This is a genomic window from Streptomyces jeddahensis, from assembly GCF_001642995.1.
In the GTDB taxonomy this organism is placed as follows: domain Bacteria; phylum Actinomycetota; class Actinomycetes; order Streptomycetales; family Streptomycetaceae; genus Streptomyces; species Streptomyces jeddahensis.
In genome coordinates this window covers 38,782-57,487 of the sequence record NZ_LOHS01000058.1, presented here as the reverse complement: position 1 = coordinate 57,487, position 18,706 = coordinate 38,782, and the positions used below count along the sequence as shown (strand labels likewise).

11 protein-coding genes are annotated in these 18,706 nt (G+C 71.1%); 9 read left to right on the top strand and 2 right to left on the bottom strand.

Going from position 1 to position 18,706, the window contains the following annotated elements; translation table 11 throughout:
• The first annotated feature begins 50 nt into the window (after positions 1-50).
• The 4 genes from dapF (at position 51) to hflX (ending at position 6,827) form a co-directional block, all read left to right on the top strand.
• On the top strand, positions 51-965 hold the full coding sequence (gene dapF, locus STSP_RS09595) for a diaminopimelate epimerase (protein WP_067274750.1): 915 nt from the start codon (positions 51-53) through the stop codon (positions 963-965).
• A 193-nt stretch (positions 966-1,158) separates the two neighbouring features.
• Entirely contained in the window at positions 1,159-3,441 is a 2,283-nt protein-coding gene (locus tag STSP_RS09590; RefSeq protein ID WP_078067021.1) for a RelA/SpoT family protein, read from the top strand.
• Between the two features lie 86 nt (positions 3,442-3,527).
• A complete protein-coding gene (locus STSP_RS09585; RefSeq protein ID WP_067274745.1) occupies positions 3,528-5,093 on the top strand; it encodes a M1 family metallopeptidase in 1,566 nt (521 codons plus the stop codon).
• Between the two features lie 210 nt (positions 5,094-5,303).
• On the top strand, positions 5,304-6,827 hold the full coding sequence (gene hflX / locus STSP_RS09580; protein WP_067274742.1) for a GTPase HflX: 1,524 nt from the start codon (positions 5,304-5,306) through the stop codon (positions 6,825-6,827).
• A gap of 99 nt (positions 6,828-6,926) precedes the next feature.
• Here the strand turns inward: hflX and STSP_RS09575 are convergent, their stop codons facing one another.
• Positions 6,927-8,147: a trypsin-like serine peptidase gene (locus tag STSP_RS09575; RefSeq protein WP_067274740.1), complete on the bottom strand. Its 1,221-nt coding sequence runs from the start codon at positions 8,145-8,147 to the stop codon at positions 6,927-6,929.
• A gap of 301 nt (positions 8,148-8,448) precedes the next feature.
• Here STSP_RS09575 and STSP_RS09570 point away from each other — a divergent pair, with 301 nt between their 5' ends.
• The 5 genes from STSP_RS09570 to STSP_RS09550 all read left to right on the top strand — a co-directional run bounded on the left by STSP_RS09570 (position 8,449) and on the right by STSP_RS09550 (position 17,352).
• Positions 8,449-9,807 (top strand): diaminobutyrate--2-oxoglutarate transaminase family protein, encoded by a 1,359-nt coding sequence (locus STSP_RS09570; RefSeq protein WP_067274737.1) that lies wholly within the window; start codon positions 8,449-8,451, stop codon positions 9,805-9,807.
• A 123-nt stretch (positions 9,808-9,930) separates the two neighbouring features.
• Positions 9,931-12,174, top strand: a complete 2,244-nt coding sequence (locus STSP_RS09565) for an IucA/IucC family protein (protein WP_067274735.1) — start codon at positions 9,931-9,933, stop codon at positions 12,172-12,174.
• Between the two features lie 40 nt (positions 12,175-12,214).
• Entirely contained in the window at positions 12,215-13,297 is a 1,083-nt protein-coding gene (locus STSP_RS36825) for a GNAT family N-acetyltransferase (protein ID WP_408646254.1), read from the top strand.
• A 40-nt stretch (positions 13,298-13,337) separates the two neighbouring features.
• Positions 13,338-15,269 (top strand): IucA/IucC family protein, encoded by a 1,932-nt coding sequence (locus STSP_RS09555; RefSeq protein WP_067274732.1) that lies wholly within the window; start codon positions 13,338-13,340, stop codon positions 15,267-15,269.
• Positions 15,270-15,342: 73 nt separating this feature from the next.
• Entirely contained in the window at positions 15,343-17,352 is a 2,010-nt protein-coding gene (locus tag STSP_RS09550; RefSeq protein WP_067274729.1) for an ATP-dependent DNA helicase, read from the top strand.
• 170 nt (positions 17,353-17,522) lie between these two features.
• Here the strand turns inward: STSP_RS09550 and lexA are convergent, their stop codons facing one another.
• Positions 17,523-18,308 (bottom strand): transcriptional repressor LexA, encoded by a 786-nt coding sequence (lexA, locus tag STSP_RS09545; protein WP_067274726.1) that lies wholly within the window; start codon positions 18,306-18,308, stop codon positions 17,523-17,525.
• Positions 18,309-18,706 lie beyond the last annotated feature (398 nt).

The window sequence follows — 18,706 nt, the reverse complement described above, 5'->3', positions numbered from 1 at the left end:
GCCCGTGGCCGGCTCCGCGGAGTGTCGGAGCCACCCCGTACGATCGAGGAATGAGCTCGCGGATCGCCTTCCTCAAGGGTCACGGGACCCAGAACGACTTCGTGATCGTTCCCGACCCGGAGAACGCCATCGACCTGTCCCCGGCCGCCGTCGCCGCGCTGTGCGACCGCCGTGCGGGCATCGGCGGCGACGGTCTGCTACATGTCGTGCGTTCCGCCGCGCACCCCGAGGCCAGGGAGATGGCGGCGCAGGCGGAGTGGTTCATGGACTACCGCAACGGCGACGGTTCGATCGCCGAGATGTGCGGCAACGGCGTGCGTGTGTTCGCGCGCTATCTCCAGCGATCCGGCCATGTGGGCGAAGGTGATCTCGCGGTCGCCACGCGCGCAGGAGTGAAGCGCGTGCACATCGCCAAGGCCGGGTCCGACAGCGGCTCCGCTGCGGGGGACATCACCGTCGGCATGGGCAAGGCCGTGTTCCCGGACGGCCCCGCGGAGAGCGTCTCGGTGAGCGTCGGAGCCCACAGCTGGCCCGCGCGCAACGTGAACATGGGCAACCCGCACGCGGTCGCCTTCGTGGACGACCTCGACCAGGCGGGCAACCTGTGGGCACCACCGCCCGTCGCCCCGGCATCCGCCTATCCGGACGGTGTGAACGTCGAGTTCGTCGTGGAGCGGGGTCCCCGGCACGTGGCGATGCGCGTCCACGAGCGCGGCGCCGGCGAGACCCGCTCGTGCGGCACCGGCGCGTGCGCCGTCGCCGTGGCCGCGGCCCGCAGGGACGGCGCGGACCCGGCGGTCATGGGCACCCCCGCGACGTACGTGGTCGACGTGCCCGGCGGGCGCCTGGTGATCATGGAGCGCCCGGACGGCGAGATCGAGATGACGGGACCGGCCGTGATCGTCGCCGAAGGCGAGATCGACGCCGCGTGGCTGCACGAGCACGTCGAACCCGCGCGCCCCTGATCCTTCTCGGCGCACCCCTGATTCTTCGCTCGAATGGGTGATCCGTTTCACGCTCGGCGAGAGCCGGTCAGCGGCGCGTGATGGGCTCGGTAGCATCAAGCACCGGCCCGGACGGGGGAACGATCACCCTCCCCTGGGGTGAAGGCCCGGGGTGCCCCCTCCGCTTCGCCGGTCGACGCTGCCGGAGGTGCCCATGAGTGCGGAGGCCGCAGACCACCCGACGCCGGGCGCCGGTGCGGGTTCCCCCGCTCGTGGGGGTCCCCCTGCTCGATCGACGTCGAGAGTGGGGGAGGACGCGAGCGTGGGGGAGCCCTCGGTGCACCGCAGGCGCGGCCGCCCCCGGATCGACCTGCGCAGACTGGGACGGGCCGCACTGCTCGGGCCCGCTGCCCGCGACCGGCTGCCCGACGCCATCGGACATGTGGTCGAGGCCCATCGCGCGCACTTCCCGGATGCGGACATCGAACCCCTGCGCAAGGCGTACGTTCTCGCCGAGTCCTCGCACCGCGGACAGATGCGCAAGAGCGGCGAGCCGTACATCACGCACCCGCTCGCCGTGACGCTGATCCTCGCGGAACTCGGCGCGGAAACCACGACCCTGACGGCGTCCCTCCTCCACGACACGGTTGAGGACACGGACGTGACGCTTGATCAGGTCGGCGCCGAGTTCGGCGAGGAAGTGCGCTATCTGGTCGACGGAGTCACCAAGCTCGAGAAGGTCGACTACGGAGCGGCGGCCGAACCTGAGACCTTCCGCAAGATGCTCGTCGCGACCGGCAACGACGTCCGCGTCATGTCGATCAAGCTCGCCGACCGGCTGCACAACGTCCGCACGCTCGGTGTCATGCGGCCCGAGAAACAGGTGCGGATCGCCAAGGTCACCCGGGACGTCCTCATCCCGCTCGCCGAGCGCCTCGGCGTGCAGGCCCTCAAGACGGAACTCGAGGACCTGGTCTTCGCGATCCTCCACCCCGAGGAGTACGACGAGACCCGCGAGCTCATCGCCGCCAATGCCGCGCGCGGTACCGACCCCCTCGCGGACATCGCCGAAGAGGTGCGGTCCGTGCTGCGTGAGGCGGGCATCACCGCGGACGTGCTCATCCGGCCGCGGCACTTCCTGTCCGTGCACCGGGTCCGGCGTAAACGCGGAGAGTTGCGCGGCGCGGACTTCGGGCGGCTGCTGGTCCTGGTGAACGAGGTCGCCGACTGCTACGGCGTGCTGGGCGAGCTGCACACGTGTTTAACGCCGGTCGTCTCGGAGTTCAAGGACTTCATCGCCGTACCGAAGTTCAACCTCTACCAGTCGCTGCACACCGCGGTCGCCCTTCCCCAGGCACGAACGGACGTGCACGGCGGGATCCCGGCTGCCGTCGAGGTCGCCGAAGTCCTCATCCGCACCCACCAGATGCACAAGGTGGCCGAGGCCGGCGTCATCGCCCTCGGCAATCCCTACGCCCCGGCGGCCGAGGACACGGCCGACGGGGAACGGCCCGAGGGCGAGCGCGCCGACCCCACCAGGCCCGGCTGGCTGTCCCGGCTCCTCGAATGGCAGCAGGCGGCCCCCGACCCCGACACGTTCTGGTCCACGCTCCGCGAGGACCTCGCCCAGGACGGGGAGATCACCGTCTTCCGTCCCGACGGGGGCAGGCTCGGACTGCCCGCGGGCGCCAGCTGCGTGGACGCCGCGTACGCGCAGTACGGCGAGGACGCGCACGCGTGCATCGGGGCACGCGTCAACGGCCGTCTGGCGACACTCAGCACGGTCCTGCGCGACGGCGACACGGTGCAGCTGCTCATGGGACAGGACCCGTCGTCCGGGCCCTCGCGAGAGTGGCTGGACCACGCCCGCACGCCCGCCGCGCGGATTGCCATCAGCCGCTGGCTGGCCTCGCATCCGTCTGCCGCCGGGGTGCTTCCCGCGATGTCCACCGGACGGCTCCGGCCCGCGGCTCAGGCAGCGAAGAGCCGAACGGCAGCACCCCGCACGGCCGCCGACGCGACGCCCGCCGTGCGGCCCGCCGCGGCGAACGTGGTCGTCGACCAGGCGGGCGCGACCGCGCGGCTCGCGGGCTGCTGCACCCCTGTACCCCCGGACGCGGTGACCGCCTTCGCCGTGCGCGGCGGCGTCGTCACCGTGCACCGCGTGGAGTGCCCCGCCGTGGCGCAGATGAAGGGAGTGGGGCGCACCGAGGTCGGAGTGCGCTGGGGCGACACGGCGGAGTGCCGGGTCACGCTGATCGCTGAATCCTTCGGTCGGCCGCACCTGCTGGCCGACCTCACCGAAGTCATCGCCCTGGAGGGCGCTGCGATCGTCTCGGCGACCGTGGAGCCGCCCAGCCAGCAGCGCGTACGCCACACCTACACGCTCCAACTGCCGGACGCCGCCCACCTGCCGGGGCTGATGCGAGCGATGCGCAACGTGCCCGGCGTGTACGACGTGAGCCGCGCACAGCACCCGGCGACGGCCACGTCGTAGGCGCACACGTTTGCGGAAGGCACCGTTCGGGTGGGCACGGCGCGCGCCGTCCGGGCTTGGACGGCGCGCGCTGGTAGCCGTGGTCCATGCTGTTCACCCCTTGGACCAAGGCGCCGCGACCGAAGGCTGCCCGGACCTTCCCGAGCTCCCGGACTTCCCGGGCCTCCCGGATCGGGACCGTGCTGCTGGCCCCGGCGGCCTGCGCCGGCCTCATCGCCGCGAGCGCCCCCCTGCCCGTCTCCGATACTCCCGGCTCACCGCGAGCGGAGGCACCCCCCGCGCTCGGCGTCGGCGACCGGCTGTTCCCGCAGCTCGGGAACCCCGGGTACGACGTGGCGTCGTACGACATCTCCCTCACCTATCGCGGCGACAACAGCAAGCCGCTCGACGCCGTCACCAGGATCGCCGCCCGGGCGACGGACCGTCTCGGACGCTTCAACCTCGACTTCGCACACGGCACGGTCCGGTCGGTCGAGGTCAACGGCGCGCCGGCCCGCTTCGCCAAGGCCGGCGAGGACCTGGTCGTCACACCGGCCCGGCCGCTGGCGCGGGGCGGCGCGATGCGGGTGACCGTGCGGCACACCAGCAATCCGATGCCGCCCGACCAGCAGGACGGCGGCTGGGTCCGCACCAGGGACGGCCTCGCCATGGCCAACCAGGCGGACGCCGCGCACCGGGTGTTCCCGTGCAACGACCACCCCTCGGACAAGGCACTGTTCACGTTCCGCATCACCGCGCCCTCGGACGTCACCGCCGTCGCCAACGGGGTCCCCGCCGGCAGGGCGCGTGCGGGCTCCGCCACCACGTGGGCGTACCGGACGCTGCACCCCATGGCCACCGAGCTCGCCCAAGTGTCACTCGGCAAGTCGACGGTGCTGTACCGGACCGGCCCGCACGGACTCGTCGTACGCGACGTCGTGCCGACCAAGGACCGCAAGGCCCTCGAGCCGTGGCTCAGGAAGACCCCGGACCAGATCGCCTGGATGGAGCGGAAGGTCGGCCGCTACCCCTTCGAGACATACGGCCTGCTGGTCGCCGACGCCCAGACGGGGTTCGAACTGGAGACACAGACGCTCTCTCTCTTCGAGAGAGAGCTCTTCACGGACCGCGGCCACCCCGGCTGGGCGATCGAGTCGATCATGGTGCACGAACTGGCGCACCAGTGGTTCGGCGACAGCGTGAGCCCGCGCACCTGGTCCGACCTGTGGCTCAACGAAGGACACGCCACCTGGTACGAGGCCCTCTACGCCGCCGAGAAGGCGGGGCCGTCGCTCGACGAGCGGATGCGCGAGGCGTACCGCCAGTCGGACGCCTGGCGGGCGTCCGGCGGACCGCCCGCCGCGCCCAAGGCCCCGGATGCCGGCCAGAAGATCAGCATCTTCCGCCCCGTCGTCTACGACGGCAGCGCGCTCGTGCTCTACGCGCTGCGGCAGGAGATCGGGCGCGCGGCCTTCGAGCAGCTGGAGCGGTCGTGGGTGGCCACGTACCGTGACGGAACGGCGACGACGGCGGACTTCGTCTCCCTGGCGTCCCGCATCGCCAGGCGTGACCTGCGGGGATTCCTCCAGCCCTGGCTGTACGGAGCGAAGACGCCGCCGATGCCGGGCCACCCGGACTGGCGCAGCGAACCCGCCGGTAAGCCCGCGGGCTGACCCGAAGTCCGGCGGATAACCCGGATGACGAGGCGGCCCGCGCCGTGCAACCATCTTCACGTCGGCGGCGCGGCCGCTCCGGAGCTCCGCCCGGTGACAGCCGCGACGGCCCGGCTGTGACGCGGGGAATCCCAGGACGGCCCCGATCGTTGACCACGATGACGGCTCACGTCCGTCACCGTTTCACTCCCGTATCGACGTAAGGATCCAATGACCTCCTCTTCTTCCCCTTCCCAGGACGAGCAGCGCTTCGCTCAGAACTACCCCGAAGGTCTTCGGGCCGATGCCCTGATGGAAGAGGACGTCGCCTGGAGCTACGAGATCGACGGAGACCGGGACGGAGACCAGTTCGACCGTCACGACCGCGCGGCCCTGCGCCGTGTGGCCGGGCTCTCCACCGAGCTCGAGGACGTCACCGAGGTCGAGTACCGGCAGCTCCGCCTGGAGCGCGTCGTGCTCGTCGGCGTGTGGACCTCTGGGACCGTGACCGACGCGGAGAACTCGCTCGCCGAGCTGGCCGCGCTGGCCGAGACCGCCGGCGCGATGGTGCTCGACGGCGTCATCCAGCGCCGCGACAAGCCCGACCCGGCCACCTACATCGGCTCCGGCAAGGCCCAGGAGCTGCGCGACATCGTGCTGGAGACCGGGGCCGACACCGTGGTCTGCGACGGTGAGCTCACCCCGGGCCAGCTGATCCACCTCGAGGACGTCGTCAAGGTCAAGGTGGTCGACCGTACCGCCCTGATCCTCGACATCTTCGCCCAGCACGCCAAGTCCCGAGAGGGCAAGGCGCAGGTCTCGCTCGCGCAGATGCAGTACATGCTGCCGCGGCTGCGCGGCTGGGGTCAGTCGCTGTCCCGGCAGATGGGTGGCGGTGGCTCAGGCTCCTCGGGCGGCGGTATGGCCACCCGTGGTCCCGGTGAGACCAAGATCGAGACGGACCGGCGTCGGATCCGCGAGAAGATGGCCAAGATGCGCCGGGAGATCGCGGACATGAAGACCGGCCGCGAGATCAAGCGCCAGGAGCGCCGGCGCAACAAGGTGCCCTCGGTCGCCATCGCCGGATACACCAACGCGGGCAAGTCCTCGCTGCTCAACCGGCTCACGGGCGCGGGCGTGCTGGTGGAGAACGCCCTGTTCGCCACCCTCGACCCGACCGTGCGCCGGGCCGAGACCCCGAGCGGCCGGCTCTACACGCTGGCCGACACCGTCGGATTCGTCCGGCATCTGCCGCACCACCTCGTCGAGGCGTTCCGCTCCACGATGGAGGAGGTCGGCGACGCCGACCTGATCCTGCACGTGGTGGACGGCGCGCACCCCGCGCCGGAGGAGCAGCTGGCCGCCGTGCGCGAGGTCATCCGCGACGTGGGCGCGACCGACGTGCCCGAGATCGTGGTGATCAACAAGGCGGACGCGGCCGATCCGCTGGTGCTCCAGCGGCTGCTGCGGATCGAGAAGCGCTCGATCGCCGTGTCGGCCCGCACCGGTCAGGGCATCGACGAGCTGCTCGCGCTCATCGACAACGATCTGCCGCGGCCCGAGGTCGAGCTCGAGGCCCTCGTGCCGTACTCGCTGGGCCGGCTCGTCTCGCGCGCACACGCCGAGGGCGAGGTGATCTCCGAGGAGCACACCGCGGAGGGCACGCTGCTCAAGGCGCGGGTGCACGAGGAGCTCGCGGCCGAGCTGGCACCGTATGTGCCGGCGCTGCCGGGGGCCCGGTCGGCCGGGCACTGACATGACGGACTGCTCGGCCAAGCCGAGCAGAAAGGCGAGGGCCCGTCCCCTGACAGGGGGCGGGCCCTCGCCGCGTCGGCTCCGAAGCCGACGTACGCGTCACTGCCCGGCGAACTTCTCGCTCACCGCGTCATAGATGCCCTTGGCCTCCTTGCCCAGCCGCGGGCCCGCCAGCCAGCCCGCCGTCACCGGGCCGATCGACGTGTTGGACACCAGCGCCGGCCTCCCGTCCGGCCCCTGCGCGATCCAGCCGCCGCCGGACGAACCGCCGGTCATGGTGCAGCCGATGCGATACATCGTGGGCGTGGACCCGGACAGCGAGAGCCGGCCCGGCTTGTCCGTGCACTGGTACAGCCGCTGACCGCCGTAGGGCGGCGCCGCTGGGTAGCCGATCGCCGACAGGCTCTGCAGCTCGTTCGCGGCCGGTGCGTCGAAGTCCACGGGAAGAGCCGAACCCACCGTCTCCTCGAGGGACTTGCCGCCACTGCCCTTCTCAGGCGTCACATGGATGACGGCGAAGTCGTACGGCGCGCCCTGCCCGCCGGTCGGCCCGCCCTGCTCGATCCACTCGTCGGAGGTCCCCGCCCAGTCGCCCCACCAGACGCCGTAGGGAGCGACCTCCTCCTTGGTGGCGTTCTGCAGCTCCTCCTCCGATTTGCCGTCGTTGTTGTACGACGGGACGAAGGCGATGTTGCGGTACCAGCCGCCGTCCTTGCCCGCGTGCACGCAGTGGCCGGCGGTCCACACCAGGTTCGACTTGCCGGGGTGCGCCGGATCCTCGACCACGGTCGCGGAACACACCATCGAGCCCTCGGGGCCGTCGAAGAAGACCTTGCCCGCCTCGGCCGCGTTGTCGTGGTACGGCGTCTTCACCGTCTGCGCCTTCACGGGGTCGGGCGTCGGGTCGGTGACGCCCTGGCCGCCGGCGAGGTCGTCGTCGACCCCCGTGTCCGGCTCCTCGGCGTCGCGCATCCGGTCCGGGTCCCAGAGGTCCTCGATGATCGGGTTGACGAAGTCCTTGGCCTCGCGCAGCCAGTCGTCCTTGTCCCAGTTCTTCCATGCGCCGTTCCGCCACTTGTCCAGGTCGATCCCGTGCTCCTTGAGCCGGTCCTGGATGTCCTGCGGAATCTCGAACGTGCCGTCGTCCGCCTGGGAAGGGGAGGCCGACGGCTCACCGCCCGCGTTGTCGTCGGCCGAGCCCTGGCAGGCCGTGGCGGTCAGCGCCAGTACGGCGCCGAGGGCGATCGCACCCGTCACCGAGGTTCTGCGCCGCGAGTTCCTCCCGCGACGCGGGGCTGGGATCGGGCGGATGGCTCGCATGGTGTGACTCCCCCTGGATCTCTGCCAACTGATCGGCCTGTCCGGCCGAACGGCACCACACAACTATGCCGGTGCCGTTGGGGACGGCGGACGCAGCGGCAACGGTTCCGTCACGGCAAGGATCTTCCCCGCACCCGTGATCCTCCGGCCCCGGCGTCGTTGGAAACCTACGGGGCAGTCGCTCCATGCGTTCAGCCCCCGTCAACTCGCCTGCGCACAGCGGGAACCCGCCCAGCCCCAGCGGGAACTCGCCCGGCACGGGGCGGGATTTCGCCAGGGAACAGCGGGAGGACCGACAGTCGTGGCCGTGACCGAGCCTGCGCCCGCGGCGGCGCCCGTCGCATTCGAAGGCATTCTGCGCCGCCAGTCGGCGCGCGAATCAGCCGCGCGCACGTATGCCCGCGCGCTGCCGATCGTGCCCGTGCGGGCCCGCGGCCTGACGATCGAAGGGGCGGACGGGCGGCGCTATCTCGACTGCCTCTCCGGCGCCGGGACGCTGGCGCTGGGACACAACCACCCGGTCGTGCTCGAAGCGATCAGAAAAGTGCTCGACTCCGGTGCGCCGCTGCACGTCCTGGACCTGGCCACACCGGTCAAGGACACCTTCACGACGGAGCTCTTCCGCACGCTTCCGCCCCGCCTCGCCGACCGGGCCCGTATCCAGTTCTGCGGCCCGGCGGGCACGGATGCGGTCGAGGCCGCACTGAAACTGGTGCGCACGGCGACCGGGCGGAGCGACGTACTGGCCTTCACCGGTGCGTACCACGGCATGACGGCCGGGGCGCTCGACGCGTCCGGTGGCGCGACGGGCGTACGGGTGGCGCGACTTCCGTACCCGCAGGACTACCGCTGCCCGTTCGGCATCGGCGGCACCCGCGGCGCCGAGCTTGCGGCGCGCTGGACCGAGAACCTCCTCGACGACCCCAAGTCCGGTGTACCGGGACCCGCCGGGATGATCCTCGAACCGGTGCAGGGGGAGGGCGGCGTGATCCCCGCCCCCGACGACTGGCTTCGGCGCATGCGTGAGATCACCGCGGCCCGGTCCATTCCGCTGATCGCCGACGAGGTGCAGACCGGGGTCGGGCGGACCGGGACGTTCTGGGCGGTCGAACACAGCGGCATCACACCGGACGTGATGGTGCTGTCCAAGGCGATCGGTGGCAGCCTGCCGCTGGCCGTCGTGGTCTACCGGGACGATCTCGACGCCTGGGGACCGGGCGCCCACGCCGGCACTTTCCGCGGCAACCAGCTCGCCATGGCGGCAGGCGCGGCGACGTTGTCGTACGTCAGAGAGAACCGTCTCGCGGAGCGCGCCGCGGTGCTCGGCGCCCGTATGCTCGGCCAACTGCAGGGACTGGCCGCCGAGTACGCCTGCGTCGGCGACGTGCGCGGCCGTGGACTGATGATCGGCCTCGAGCTCGTCGATCCCGCGGCCGAGGCCCCCACGTCCCCCGGCCCGCCCCCGGCCGCACCCGAACTGGCCGCCGACGTCCAGCGCGAGTGCCTGCGCCGCGGACTGATCGTGGAACTCGGCGGCCGGCACTCCAGCGTCGTACGCCTCCTTCCTCCGCTCACCCTCACGGACGAGCAGGCCTCCGCGGTTCTCGACCGTCTCGCCGACGCGCTGGCCGCAGCGGTGCACCGACACCACCTCGACTAAAGCCGATCAGCTGCGACCAAAGCCGAGCCGCGTCGAACAGAGCCGATCCGAAACGTCACAGACCGCCGAGAGCCGCCTCGGTCCCTCCCCGTACGAGCCCGAACGACCCCGTGAGGAAGCCCCTTGAACGCCAACTCCGAACAACAAGGCCGCTCCCACCTGCCCCTGTGCAGCGCAGGCGGCACGCAGGCGCCGCTGCTGGCGGAGCCCCGCTCCGTCCCCCGTCAGCAGGAGGGCGGCCAGGCGACCGAACGGCTGCACGGCGCAACCGCCGATCTGCTGGAACACCCTGAGCCAGGGATCGCCGCGCAAGGGGCGGCCGTCGAGAACCTGCTGCGCTGCTGGGTACGGGAGAAGAATCTCGCCGCACCGGAACAGGGCACCTTGCGTATTCCGCTCGAGGCCAGTTGCACCGCACTTCTCGTGCCCGTGCACTACTGGTCGGCCTGCGGATGGCACCGGTTCGGCCTGCCGTACCTCGAAGACGGCCCGGACAGTGCGCCTTCGGTGGACGCGGTCACGGTCGCGGCGCTCCTCGCGCGCGAGTGCCTGAGGGAGACGGCCGGCGCGAAGGCCGATGTGGCCGCAGACATGGGGGATGACGGGGGCGAGGAATCGGAGGACCCCGGAGGCACCGTGGCCGAGGGCACCGGCGCACTTCCCGGAGCGACCGCCGAGGCCGCGGAGGACGTGTCGGCCGAAGGGGACCTTCCGGTGGTCGTCGAGGACGTCCCGGCTGCACGAGATGCTCCCGGTGTGGAGGAGGTGCCCGGTGTGGCGGAGCTGCCGGCTGTGGACGGTGTTCCGGCCGCCAAGGACATGCTGGCCGTGGACGGTGTTCCGGCCGCCCAGGACGTATCGGACGTCCGGGAAGCGCCGGTGGACGAGGACTTGCCGGCCGTGCAACTCGGCGACGGTGGCGACCTCGTGGGGCGGGTCGCCGATTCGGTGCGGCGTACCGCCATGTTCATCGCCGACCGCAGGCGGAGCCCCGGCGACGCAGCGGACCTCTTTCTGGCCGCCGAGCAGGCCCTGCTTCTCGGCCACCCCCTGCACCCGACCCCGAAGAGTCGCGAAGGACTGACCGAGGCCGAATCGCGGCTCTATTCACCGGAGCTCAGGGGCGCCTTCCCGTTGCACTGGATGGCTGTGGCCCCGTCCGTCCTCGCCACCGACTCGGCATGGACCGAGCGCGGCCGCGCCGTCCCGGCCGCACAACTCACCGCCTTTCTGGCCGGTGACGGACTGCCGCTGCCCGACGGATACACCGCCCTGCCGATGCATCCGTGGCAGATGCGTGAGGTCACCCACCACGCGGAGATCGCCGCGCTCCTCGAGGCCGGCCTCCTCCAGGACCTCGGTCCCCACGGCGCCCTGTGGCATCCCACCTCCTCCCTGCGCACCGTGTACCGCTCTGGCGCACCCGCGATGCTCAAACTGTCGCTCGGGCTGCGCATCACCAACTCCCGCAGGGAGAACCTCCGCAAGGAGCTCCACCGTGGCGTCGAGGTCCACCGCCTGCTGCGCAGCGGCCTCGCCGAGCAGTGGCAGAAGGCGCACCCGGGCTTCGACATCGTGCGCGACCCGGCCTGGCTCGCCGTCGACGCACCCGACGGCGCACCGGTACCCGGGCTCGACGTCATGATCCGGCACAACCCCTTCGCCCCGGGGGACGATGTCTCCTGCATCGCCGGGCTCGTATCGCCGCGGCCGCCGGTTCAGCCCGCCGGACAGGACCGCACGCCCATGCGGTCCCGGCTCACCGAGCTCGTGACCAGACTCGCGGGACGGACGGGCCGCCCCAGGGGAGCCGTCGCCGCCGAGTGGTTCCTGCGCTATCTGCAGCAGGTCGTACGCCCCGTGCTCTGGCTCGACAGCGAGGCGGGCATCGCCCTGGAAGCCCATCAGCAGAACACGCTCGTGCTGCTGGACGCCGACGGGTGGCCCATCGGCGGCCGCTACCGGGACAACCAGGGGTACTACTTCCGCGAGTCCCGGCGCGACGAACTCGACAAGCGCCTGCCCGGCATCGGCGAACTCAGCGACACGTTCGTCTCCGACGCGGTCACGAACGAGCGCTTCGCCTACTACCTGGCCATCAACAACGTCCTCGGTCTCATCGGAGCCTTCGGCTCCCAGCGCCTCGCCGACGAACAGCTGCTGCTCGCCGCGTTCCGCAAGTTCCTTCGCGACGTCGCCTCGGGACCTCAGGGTCTGCGCAGCCCGCTTCCCGAACAGCTCCTCGACTCGCCCGTGCTGCGCTGCAAGGCCAACCTGCTCACGCGCGTGCACGGTCTCGACGAACTCGTCGGTCCGGTCGACACCCAGTCCGTCTACGTCACGATCGCCAACCCCCTTCATTCCTGAGGTACATGCCCCACCCACACTCCGAGAGAGGAGCAGCACCGTGGCTCCCACCGATGCGAGCACCGACGCCGGTGCCCCCACCGCCACCGAAGCCCGTCCAGAGGCCGGCACGGAGACCGACCCGGCCAGCGGGACCGAGACCGGCACGGGTACGGGCACCTGTACGGAGCCCGGCTCGGGTACCGGCATGGGCTCGGAACCCGGCTTGAACCCCGGACCGAACGACCTGGACAGTGCGGACACACTCGACCTGCGTCTGCCGGACGAGCTCATCGCCCTCTTCACCGAGGCCGCCGAGACCGAGGCGTCCGAAGGCGACGAAGCAGACGACGCCGACGAGCCCACCGGGGCGGCAGAGGGCACCCCACACCGCGCCCGTCGGCAGTCGGCGGCCGCGACGGCCACCGGCGCCTCGACGCCTGCCGAGACGTACGCCGACCCGCATGCCCCCGCGTATGACCACACCGACACGCATGCCGACACCCGGCTCATGGCGGATCCCATGCCCGCCGACCTCGCCGCCTTCGCCGACGACGATCTGCTCGACAACCTCCCCGAATGGAGGCCCACCAGCACACCCGCGGGCGTCTTCAGGCTCGTCCCGGTACGCGTCGAACGCGATCTGCCGCTCATCACCCGCTGGATGAACGACCCCGCCGTTGCCGCGTTCTGGGAGCTTGACGGCCCCGACACCGTGACGGAAGCCCATCTGCGTCCCCAGCTCGAGGGCGACGGACGGAGCGTGCCGTGTCTCGGTGTGCTCGACGGCGCCCCCATCAGCTACTGGGAGATCTACCGCGCGGACCTCGACCCCGTCGCCCGCTACTACCCCGCCCGTCCGCACGACACCGGAATCCACCTCCTCATCGGCGGTGTCGCCCACCGCGGACGGGGGCTCGGCACAACGCTCCTGAGAGCCGTCGCCGATCTCGTGCTCGACCACCGCCCCCGGTGCACTCGCGTGATCGCCGAACCCGATCTGCGCAACACCCCCTCCGTCTCGGCGTTCCTGAGCGCGGGCTTCCGCTTCTCCGCGGAGGTCGAGCTCCCCGGCAAGCGGGCCGCACTCATGGTCCGCGACCGGGTCCTGCGCCATCTGCTTCATCCCGGTCACTCTCAGTAACGTCGCTCATCGCGACCAGGTTCCCTCTCGAGGAGTCCTCGTGCCCAATCCGCCCGCCAGCCCGACTTCCGGAGAGCCGTTCGCGCTGTACGATCCGCCCGAACTGACCCGGGACCGCTGGGACCGGGCCGGGCGGCGCCTGCTGGCCAAGATGATCGGCGAGTTCGCGTACGAGGAGATCATCCGTCCCGAGCGCGTACTCCAGGGCGGGCCGACCGCCTCCCCGCCGGGCGGCAGCGGGTCACACGCACAGGAACGCGCAGGTCAGCGCTACACGCTGCGCCTCGACGAGAACGAGGGACTCCTCACCTTCCGAGCCCGTCGCGGCGCCTACGGAAGCTGGCGCATCGACCCTGCCTCGCTCACGCTGACCGCGCCCGCACCATCGGGGGTATCCGGTATGAGTACGACCGCTGACCCGGCACCCGAACCGCAGCCGACCCCCTTCGGGGACCCTCTCGAATTCCTCACCCGCGCCCGCCGGACCCTCGGCCTCGACGGCGCCACACTCGGGCACCTCATCCGCGAACTGACCATCACCCTCGCCGCCGACGTCCGCCTGGACCACACAGCCCGCTCCGCGGCCGAACTCGCCGAACTCGGCTATGCGGAACTCGAGGGCCACCAGACGGGCCACCCCTGGCTCGTCCTCAACAAGGGCCGCCTCGGGTTCTCCGGCACCGACGCCGCGCGCTGGGCCCCCGAGGCCCGCAGGGCGACGACCCTGCCGTGGATCGCCGTCCGCACCGACCTCGCCGCGTACCGGGGCGTCGTCGGCCTCGCCACGGCTGAACAGCTCTACGCACGCGAACTCGACGCGAGCACACGGGAGTGCTTCGCCGCCGCCCTCCGCGCACGCGGGCACGACCCGGCGACGTACCTCTATCTGCCGGTACACCCCTGGCAGTGGGACGACATCGTGCTGACCCTCTTCGCGCCTGCCCTCGCATCCGATGCCATCGTCCCCCTGCCCACCGACGGTGACCTGCGGCTGCCGCAGCAGTCCATCAGGACGTTCCTGAACACGTCTCATCCTGACCGGCACACGGTGAAACTCCCGCTGTCCGTTCTCAACACGCTGGTCTGGCGCGGACTGCCGACCGAGCGCACCCTCGCGGCCCCGGCCGTCACCGCCTGGATGCACGGCCTACGCGACGCCGATTCCTTTCTGCGGGACGACTGCGGCGTGATCCTGCTCGGCGAAGTGGCCTCGGTGACCGTCGAGCACCCGGTGTACGACGGGCTCCACGAGGTGCCGTACCAGTACAAGGAGCTGCTCGGGGTGATCTGGCGTGAACCGATCACTCGCCACCTCGCCCCGGGAGAGCGCGCCCGCACTCTCGCCGCACTCCTGCATACCGATCCACAGGGACGTTCCTTCACGGCGGAGCTGGTCGCCCGCTCCGGCCTGGCGCCCCGGTCCTGGCTGCGACGGCTCTTTGCGGCCCTGCTGCCGCCGCTGCTGCACTTCCTCTACCGCTACGGCACCGTGTTCTCTCCGCACGGCGAGAACGCCATCGTCGTCTTCGACGACCAGGACGTGCCCGTCCGGCTTGCGGTGAAGGACTTCGTGGACGACGTCAACATCAGCTCGCAGCCGCTGCCGGAGCATGCGTCCCTGCCCGACGACGTGCGCGGCGTGCTGCTCACGGAGCCTCCGGCCTTCCTGACCCAGTTCATCCATTCGGGTCTCTTCATCGGAGTCTTCCGCTACCTGGCACCGCTGTGCGAGGAGCAACTCGGCGTCCCGGAGGCCGACTTCTGGTCCCTGGTGCGCGCGGAGATCCTCCGCCACCAGGCCCGCTTCCCGGAGCTCAAGGAGCGATTCGAGACGTTCGACCTGCTCACGCCCTGTATCGAGCGGCTCTGCCTGAACCGCAACCGGTTGCACCTGGATGGTTACCGGGACCGCTCCGAGCGCCCGCACGCCGCCGTGCACGGCACCGTGCCCAACCCGCTGCACCAGCCTTGACCAGCGCTCCGCGCCGGCCTGGCCCAGCCTTGATCGCCGGACTGTCAGTGGCGCGCCGTAGGGTGGAGGCCCTATGACGAAGCCCTCACTCCCCGAGCTCCTGCACGCCGCCGTCACCGCAGTCGGCGGCATGGAGCGGCCTGGCCAGGTGGCCATGGCCGAAGCCGTCGCCCAGGCGATCGACGACGGCTCGCATCTGCTCGTCCAGGCGGGCACCGGCACCGGTAAGTCGCTGGGCTATCTGGTGCCCGCGCTGGCGCACGGGGACCGGGTCGTCGTGGCGACGGCCACGCTGGCGCTTCAGCGCCAGCTCGTGGAGCGGGATCTTCCGCGTACGGTCGACGCGCTGCACCCGCTGCTGCGGCGGCGCCCCGAATTCGCCATGCTCAAGGGACGCTCGAACTATCTCTGCCTGCACCGCCTCCACGAGGGCATGCCGCAGGACGAGGAGGAGGGCCTCTTCGACCAGTTCGAGGCGGCCGCGCCCACCAGCAAGCTGGGCCAGGACCTGCTGAGGCTGCGGGACTGGTCGGACGAGACGGAGACCGGCGACCGCGACGACCTCACCCCGGGCGTCTCGGACCGGGCCTGGTCGCAGGTGTCAGTGTCTTCCCGGGAGTGCCTGGGCGCCTCGAAGTGTGCGTACGGCGCGGAGTGCTTCGCCGAGATGGCGCGCGAGCGCGCGAAGCTCGCCGAGGTCGTCGTCACCAACCACGCGCTCCTCGCCATCGACGCCATCGAGGGCGCCCCGGTCCTTCCGCAGCACGAGGTCCTGATCGTCGACGAGGCCCATGAGCTGGTCTCCCGGGTCACCGGCGTTGCGACCGGCGAGCTCACGCCGGGCCAGGTCAACCGTGCGGTGCGCCGGGCGGCCAAGCTGGTGAACGAGAAGGCGGCCGATCAGCTGCAGACCGCCGCCGAGGGCTTCGAGCGGCTGATGGAGCTGGCTCTGCCGGGCCGTCTGGAGGAGATCCCCGAGGACCTCGGCTATGCCCTGATGGCACTGCGCGACGCCGCCCGCACCGTCATCTCGGCCCTCGGCAGCACCCGTGACAAGTCCGTCCAGGACGAGGACGCGGTGCGCAAGCAGGCCCTGGCGTCCGTCGAGACGGTTCATGACGTGGCGGAGCGGATCACCAACGGCTCCGAGTGGGACGTCGTCTGGTACGAGCGCCATGACCGCTTCGGCGCCTCGCTGCGGGTGGCCCCCATGTCCGTGTCCGGGCTGCTCCGCGAGAAGCTCTTCGCGGACCGTTCCGTGGTCCTCACCTCGGCGACGCTGAAGCTGGGCGGCGACTTCAATGGTGTGGGCGCCTCTCTGGGCCTCGCTCCCGAAGGCATCGCCGGGACGGCGGGCAGTGAGAGCGAGGATCTGCCCGTATGGAAGGGCATCGACGTGGGGTCGCCGTTCGACTACCGCAAGCAGGGCATCCTCTACGTCGCCAAGCATCTGTCCCGCCCGGCCCGCGACGGCGAGCGCGGAGACATGCTCGACGAGCTGACCGAACTCATCCAGGCCGCGGGCGGGCGTACGCTCGGCCTGTTCTCCTCCATGCGCGGCGCCCAGTCCGCGGCCGAGGCGCTGCGGGCCCGCATTCCGGAGTTCCCGATACTGCTGCAGGGGGAGGAGACCCTCGGCGAACTGATCAAGAACTTCGCGGCCGATCCGAAGACCTGCCTGTTCGGGACGCTGTCGCTCTGGCAGGGGGTCGACGTGCCGGGAGCCAGCTGTCAGCTGGTGGTCATGGACAAGATCCCCTTCCCGCGCCCCGACGATCCGCTGATGAGCGCCCGCCAGAAGGCAGTCGAGGAGAACGGCGGCAATGGCTTCATGGCCGTCGCGGCCACCCATGCGGCGCTGCTCATGGCCCAGGGTGCAGGACGTCTCGTACGGGCGTCGGGGGACCGCGGAGTGGTCGCCGTACTGGATCCGAGGCTGGCCACGGCCCGCTACGGCAGCTATCTGAAGGCCTCCCTGCCCGACTTCTGGTACACGACGGACCGCAACCAGGTGCGCCGCTCGCTGGCAGCGATCGACGCGGCAGCCAAGGCCGCCACGGCTGCCGAGACGGAGGCGCAGTAGGCCCGGCCCGTTCCGGCGGCGGCCGTGGCCGCACATGCGGAGGGCCAGTGGCCCATGGCCGCATAGGCGGGGCGCCATACCGGCGAGAGCGGCGGCGGTTCAGCCGCAGAGAACGGCAGGGCCCCGGGACCGGCGCAGTTGGTCCCGGGGCCCGGTCAGGGGGCGGAGTGTCACACCCGCCGCAGCACCGCCACCACCTTGCCGAGGATCGTCGCCTCGTCACCGGGGATCGGCTGGTACGCGGAGTTGTGCGGGAGGAGCCACACGTGGCCGTCCTCGCGCTTGAAGCGCTTGACCGTCGCCTCGCCGTCGAGCATCGCCGCGACGATGTCGCCGTTCTCGGCCACGGGCTGGCGGCGGACCGTCACCCAGTCCCCGTCACAGATGGCGGCCTCGATCATGGAGTCGCCGACGACCTTCAGGACGAACAGCTCGCCGTCACCCACCAGCTGCCGGGGGAGCGGGAACACGTCCTCGACGGACTCCTCGGCGAGGATCGGGCCACCGGCCGCGATACGGCCGACCAGCGGAACGTACGACGCGGCCGGCTTGCCCGCGGTGTCGGTGGGCTGGACGGTTGGCTGGTCGGCGCCGCGGACCTCGTAGGCACGTGGGCGGTGCGGGTCGCGGCGCAGGAAGCCCTTGCGCTCCAGCGCCATCAGCTGGTGGGCCACCGAGGAGGTGCTGGAGAGGCCGACGGCCTGCCCGATCTCCCGCATGGACGGCGGGTAACCACGCCGCTGCACCGAGTCCCTGATGACCTCGATGACCCGTCGCTGCCGGTCGGTGAGTCCGGAGCTGTCCGCCCGGATGCCTGGAGGTCGGCCCGGCAGGGAGCGGGCGGGCTTCGGCCCCTCCTGGTTTGCGATTGCGTCGTTCATGGCATGCACCGGCTCGAGTCGGCCCTGGGAGCGGTCCTGGGCAGTGATGGTGGCACTGTCTGCGGTGGTGGTCACGTCGGTCGGCCCCTCTCGAGATGTTCTCCCTAGCTGGACAACGGTAGTTGCTTTCGAAAGGTTGCGCCAAACACACGTTCGAGTGAAATATCGCGGATTGCCGCACTTGATCATGAGTCCGGGTGTATGGCTGTCGCCCGCCGTGTCAGGCATTTGGGTTCAATCCGCTACGATTCACCGCCGGGATCGAGCGCCCCCTGCGGGGTGCCTCCAGTCTGCCATCCGGGCACCGGCGGGCAGTGCATCGACCCGGGCTTCGCTCGGGCTGCCATGCGAATCCGGCTGCGATACCGGCGGTGCGTGGGGCGGTTCTGAGGTCGGGTACCTGGCGGACCTGCGTGAACACCGATCTCTCCAGGGCGCGACACGCGATGGTGTCGAAAGTGCGGCCAAACCCC

Excerpts from the sequence above, each read along its gene's own strand:
- dapF (WP_067274750.1), top strand. The coding sequence starts at position 51 with ATGAGCTCGCGGATCGCCTTCCTCAAGGGTCACGGGACCCAGAACGAC.
- STSP_RS09590 (WP_078067021.1), top strand. The coding sequence starts at position 1,159 with ATGAGTGCGGAGGCCGCAGACCACCCGACGCCGGGCGCCGGTGCGGGT.
- STSP_RS09585 (WP_067274745.1), top strand. The coding sequence starts at position 3,528 with ATGCTGTTCACCCCTTGGACCAAGGCGCCGCGACCGAAGGCTGCCCGG.
- hflX (WP_067274742.1), top strand. The coding sequence starts at position 5,304 with ATGACCTCCTCTTCTTCCCCTTCCCAGGACGAGCAGCGCTTCGCTCAG.
- STSP_RS09575 (WP_067274740.1), bottom strand. The coding sequence starts at position 8,147 with ATGCGAGCCATCCGCCCGATCCCAGCCCCGCGTCGCGGGAGGAACTCG.
- STSP_RS09550 (WP_067274729.1), top strand. The coding sequence starts at position 15,343 with ATGACGAAGCCCTCACTCCCCGAGCTCCTGCACGCCGCCGTCACCGCA.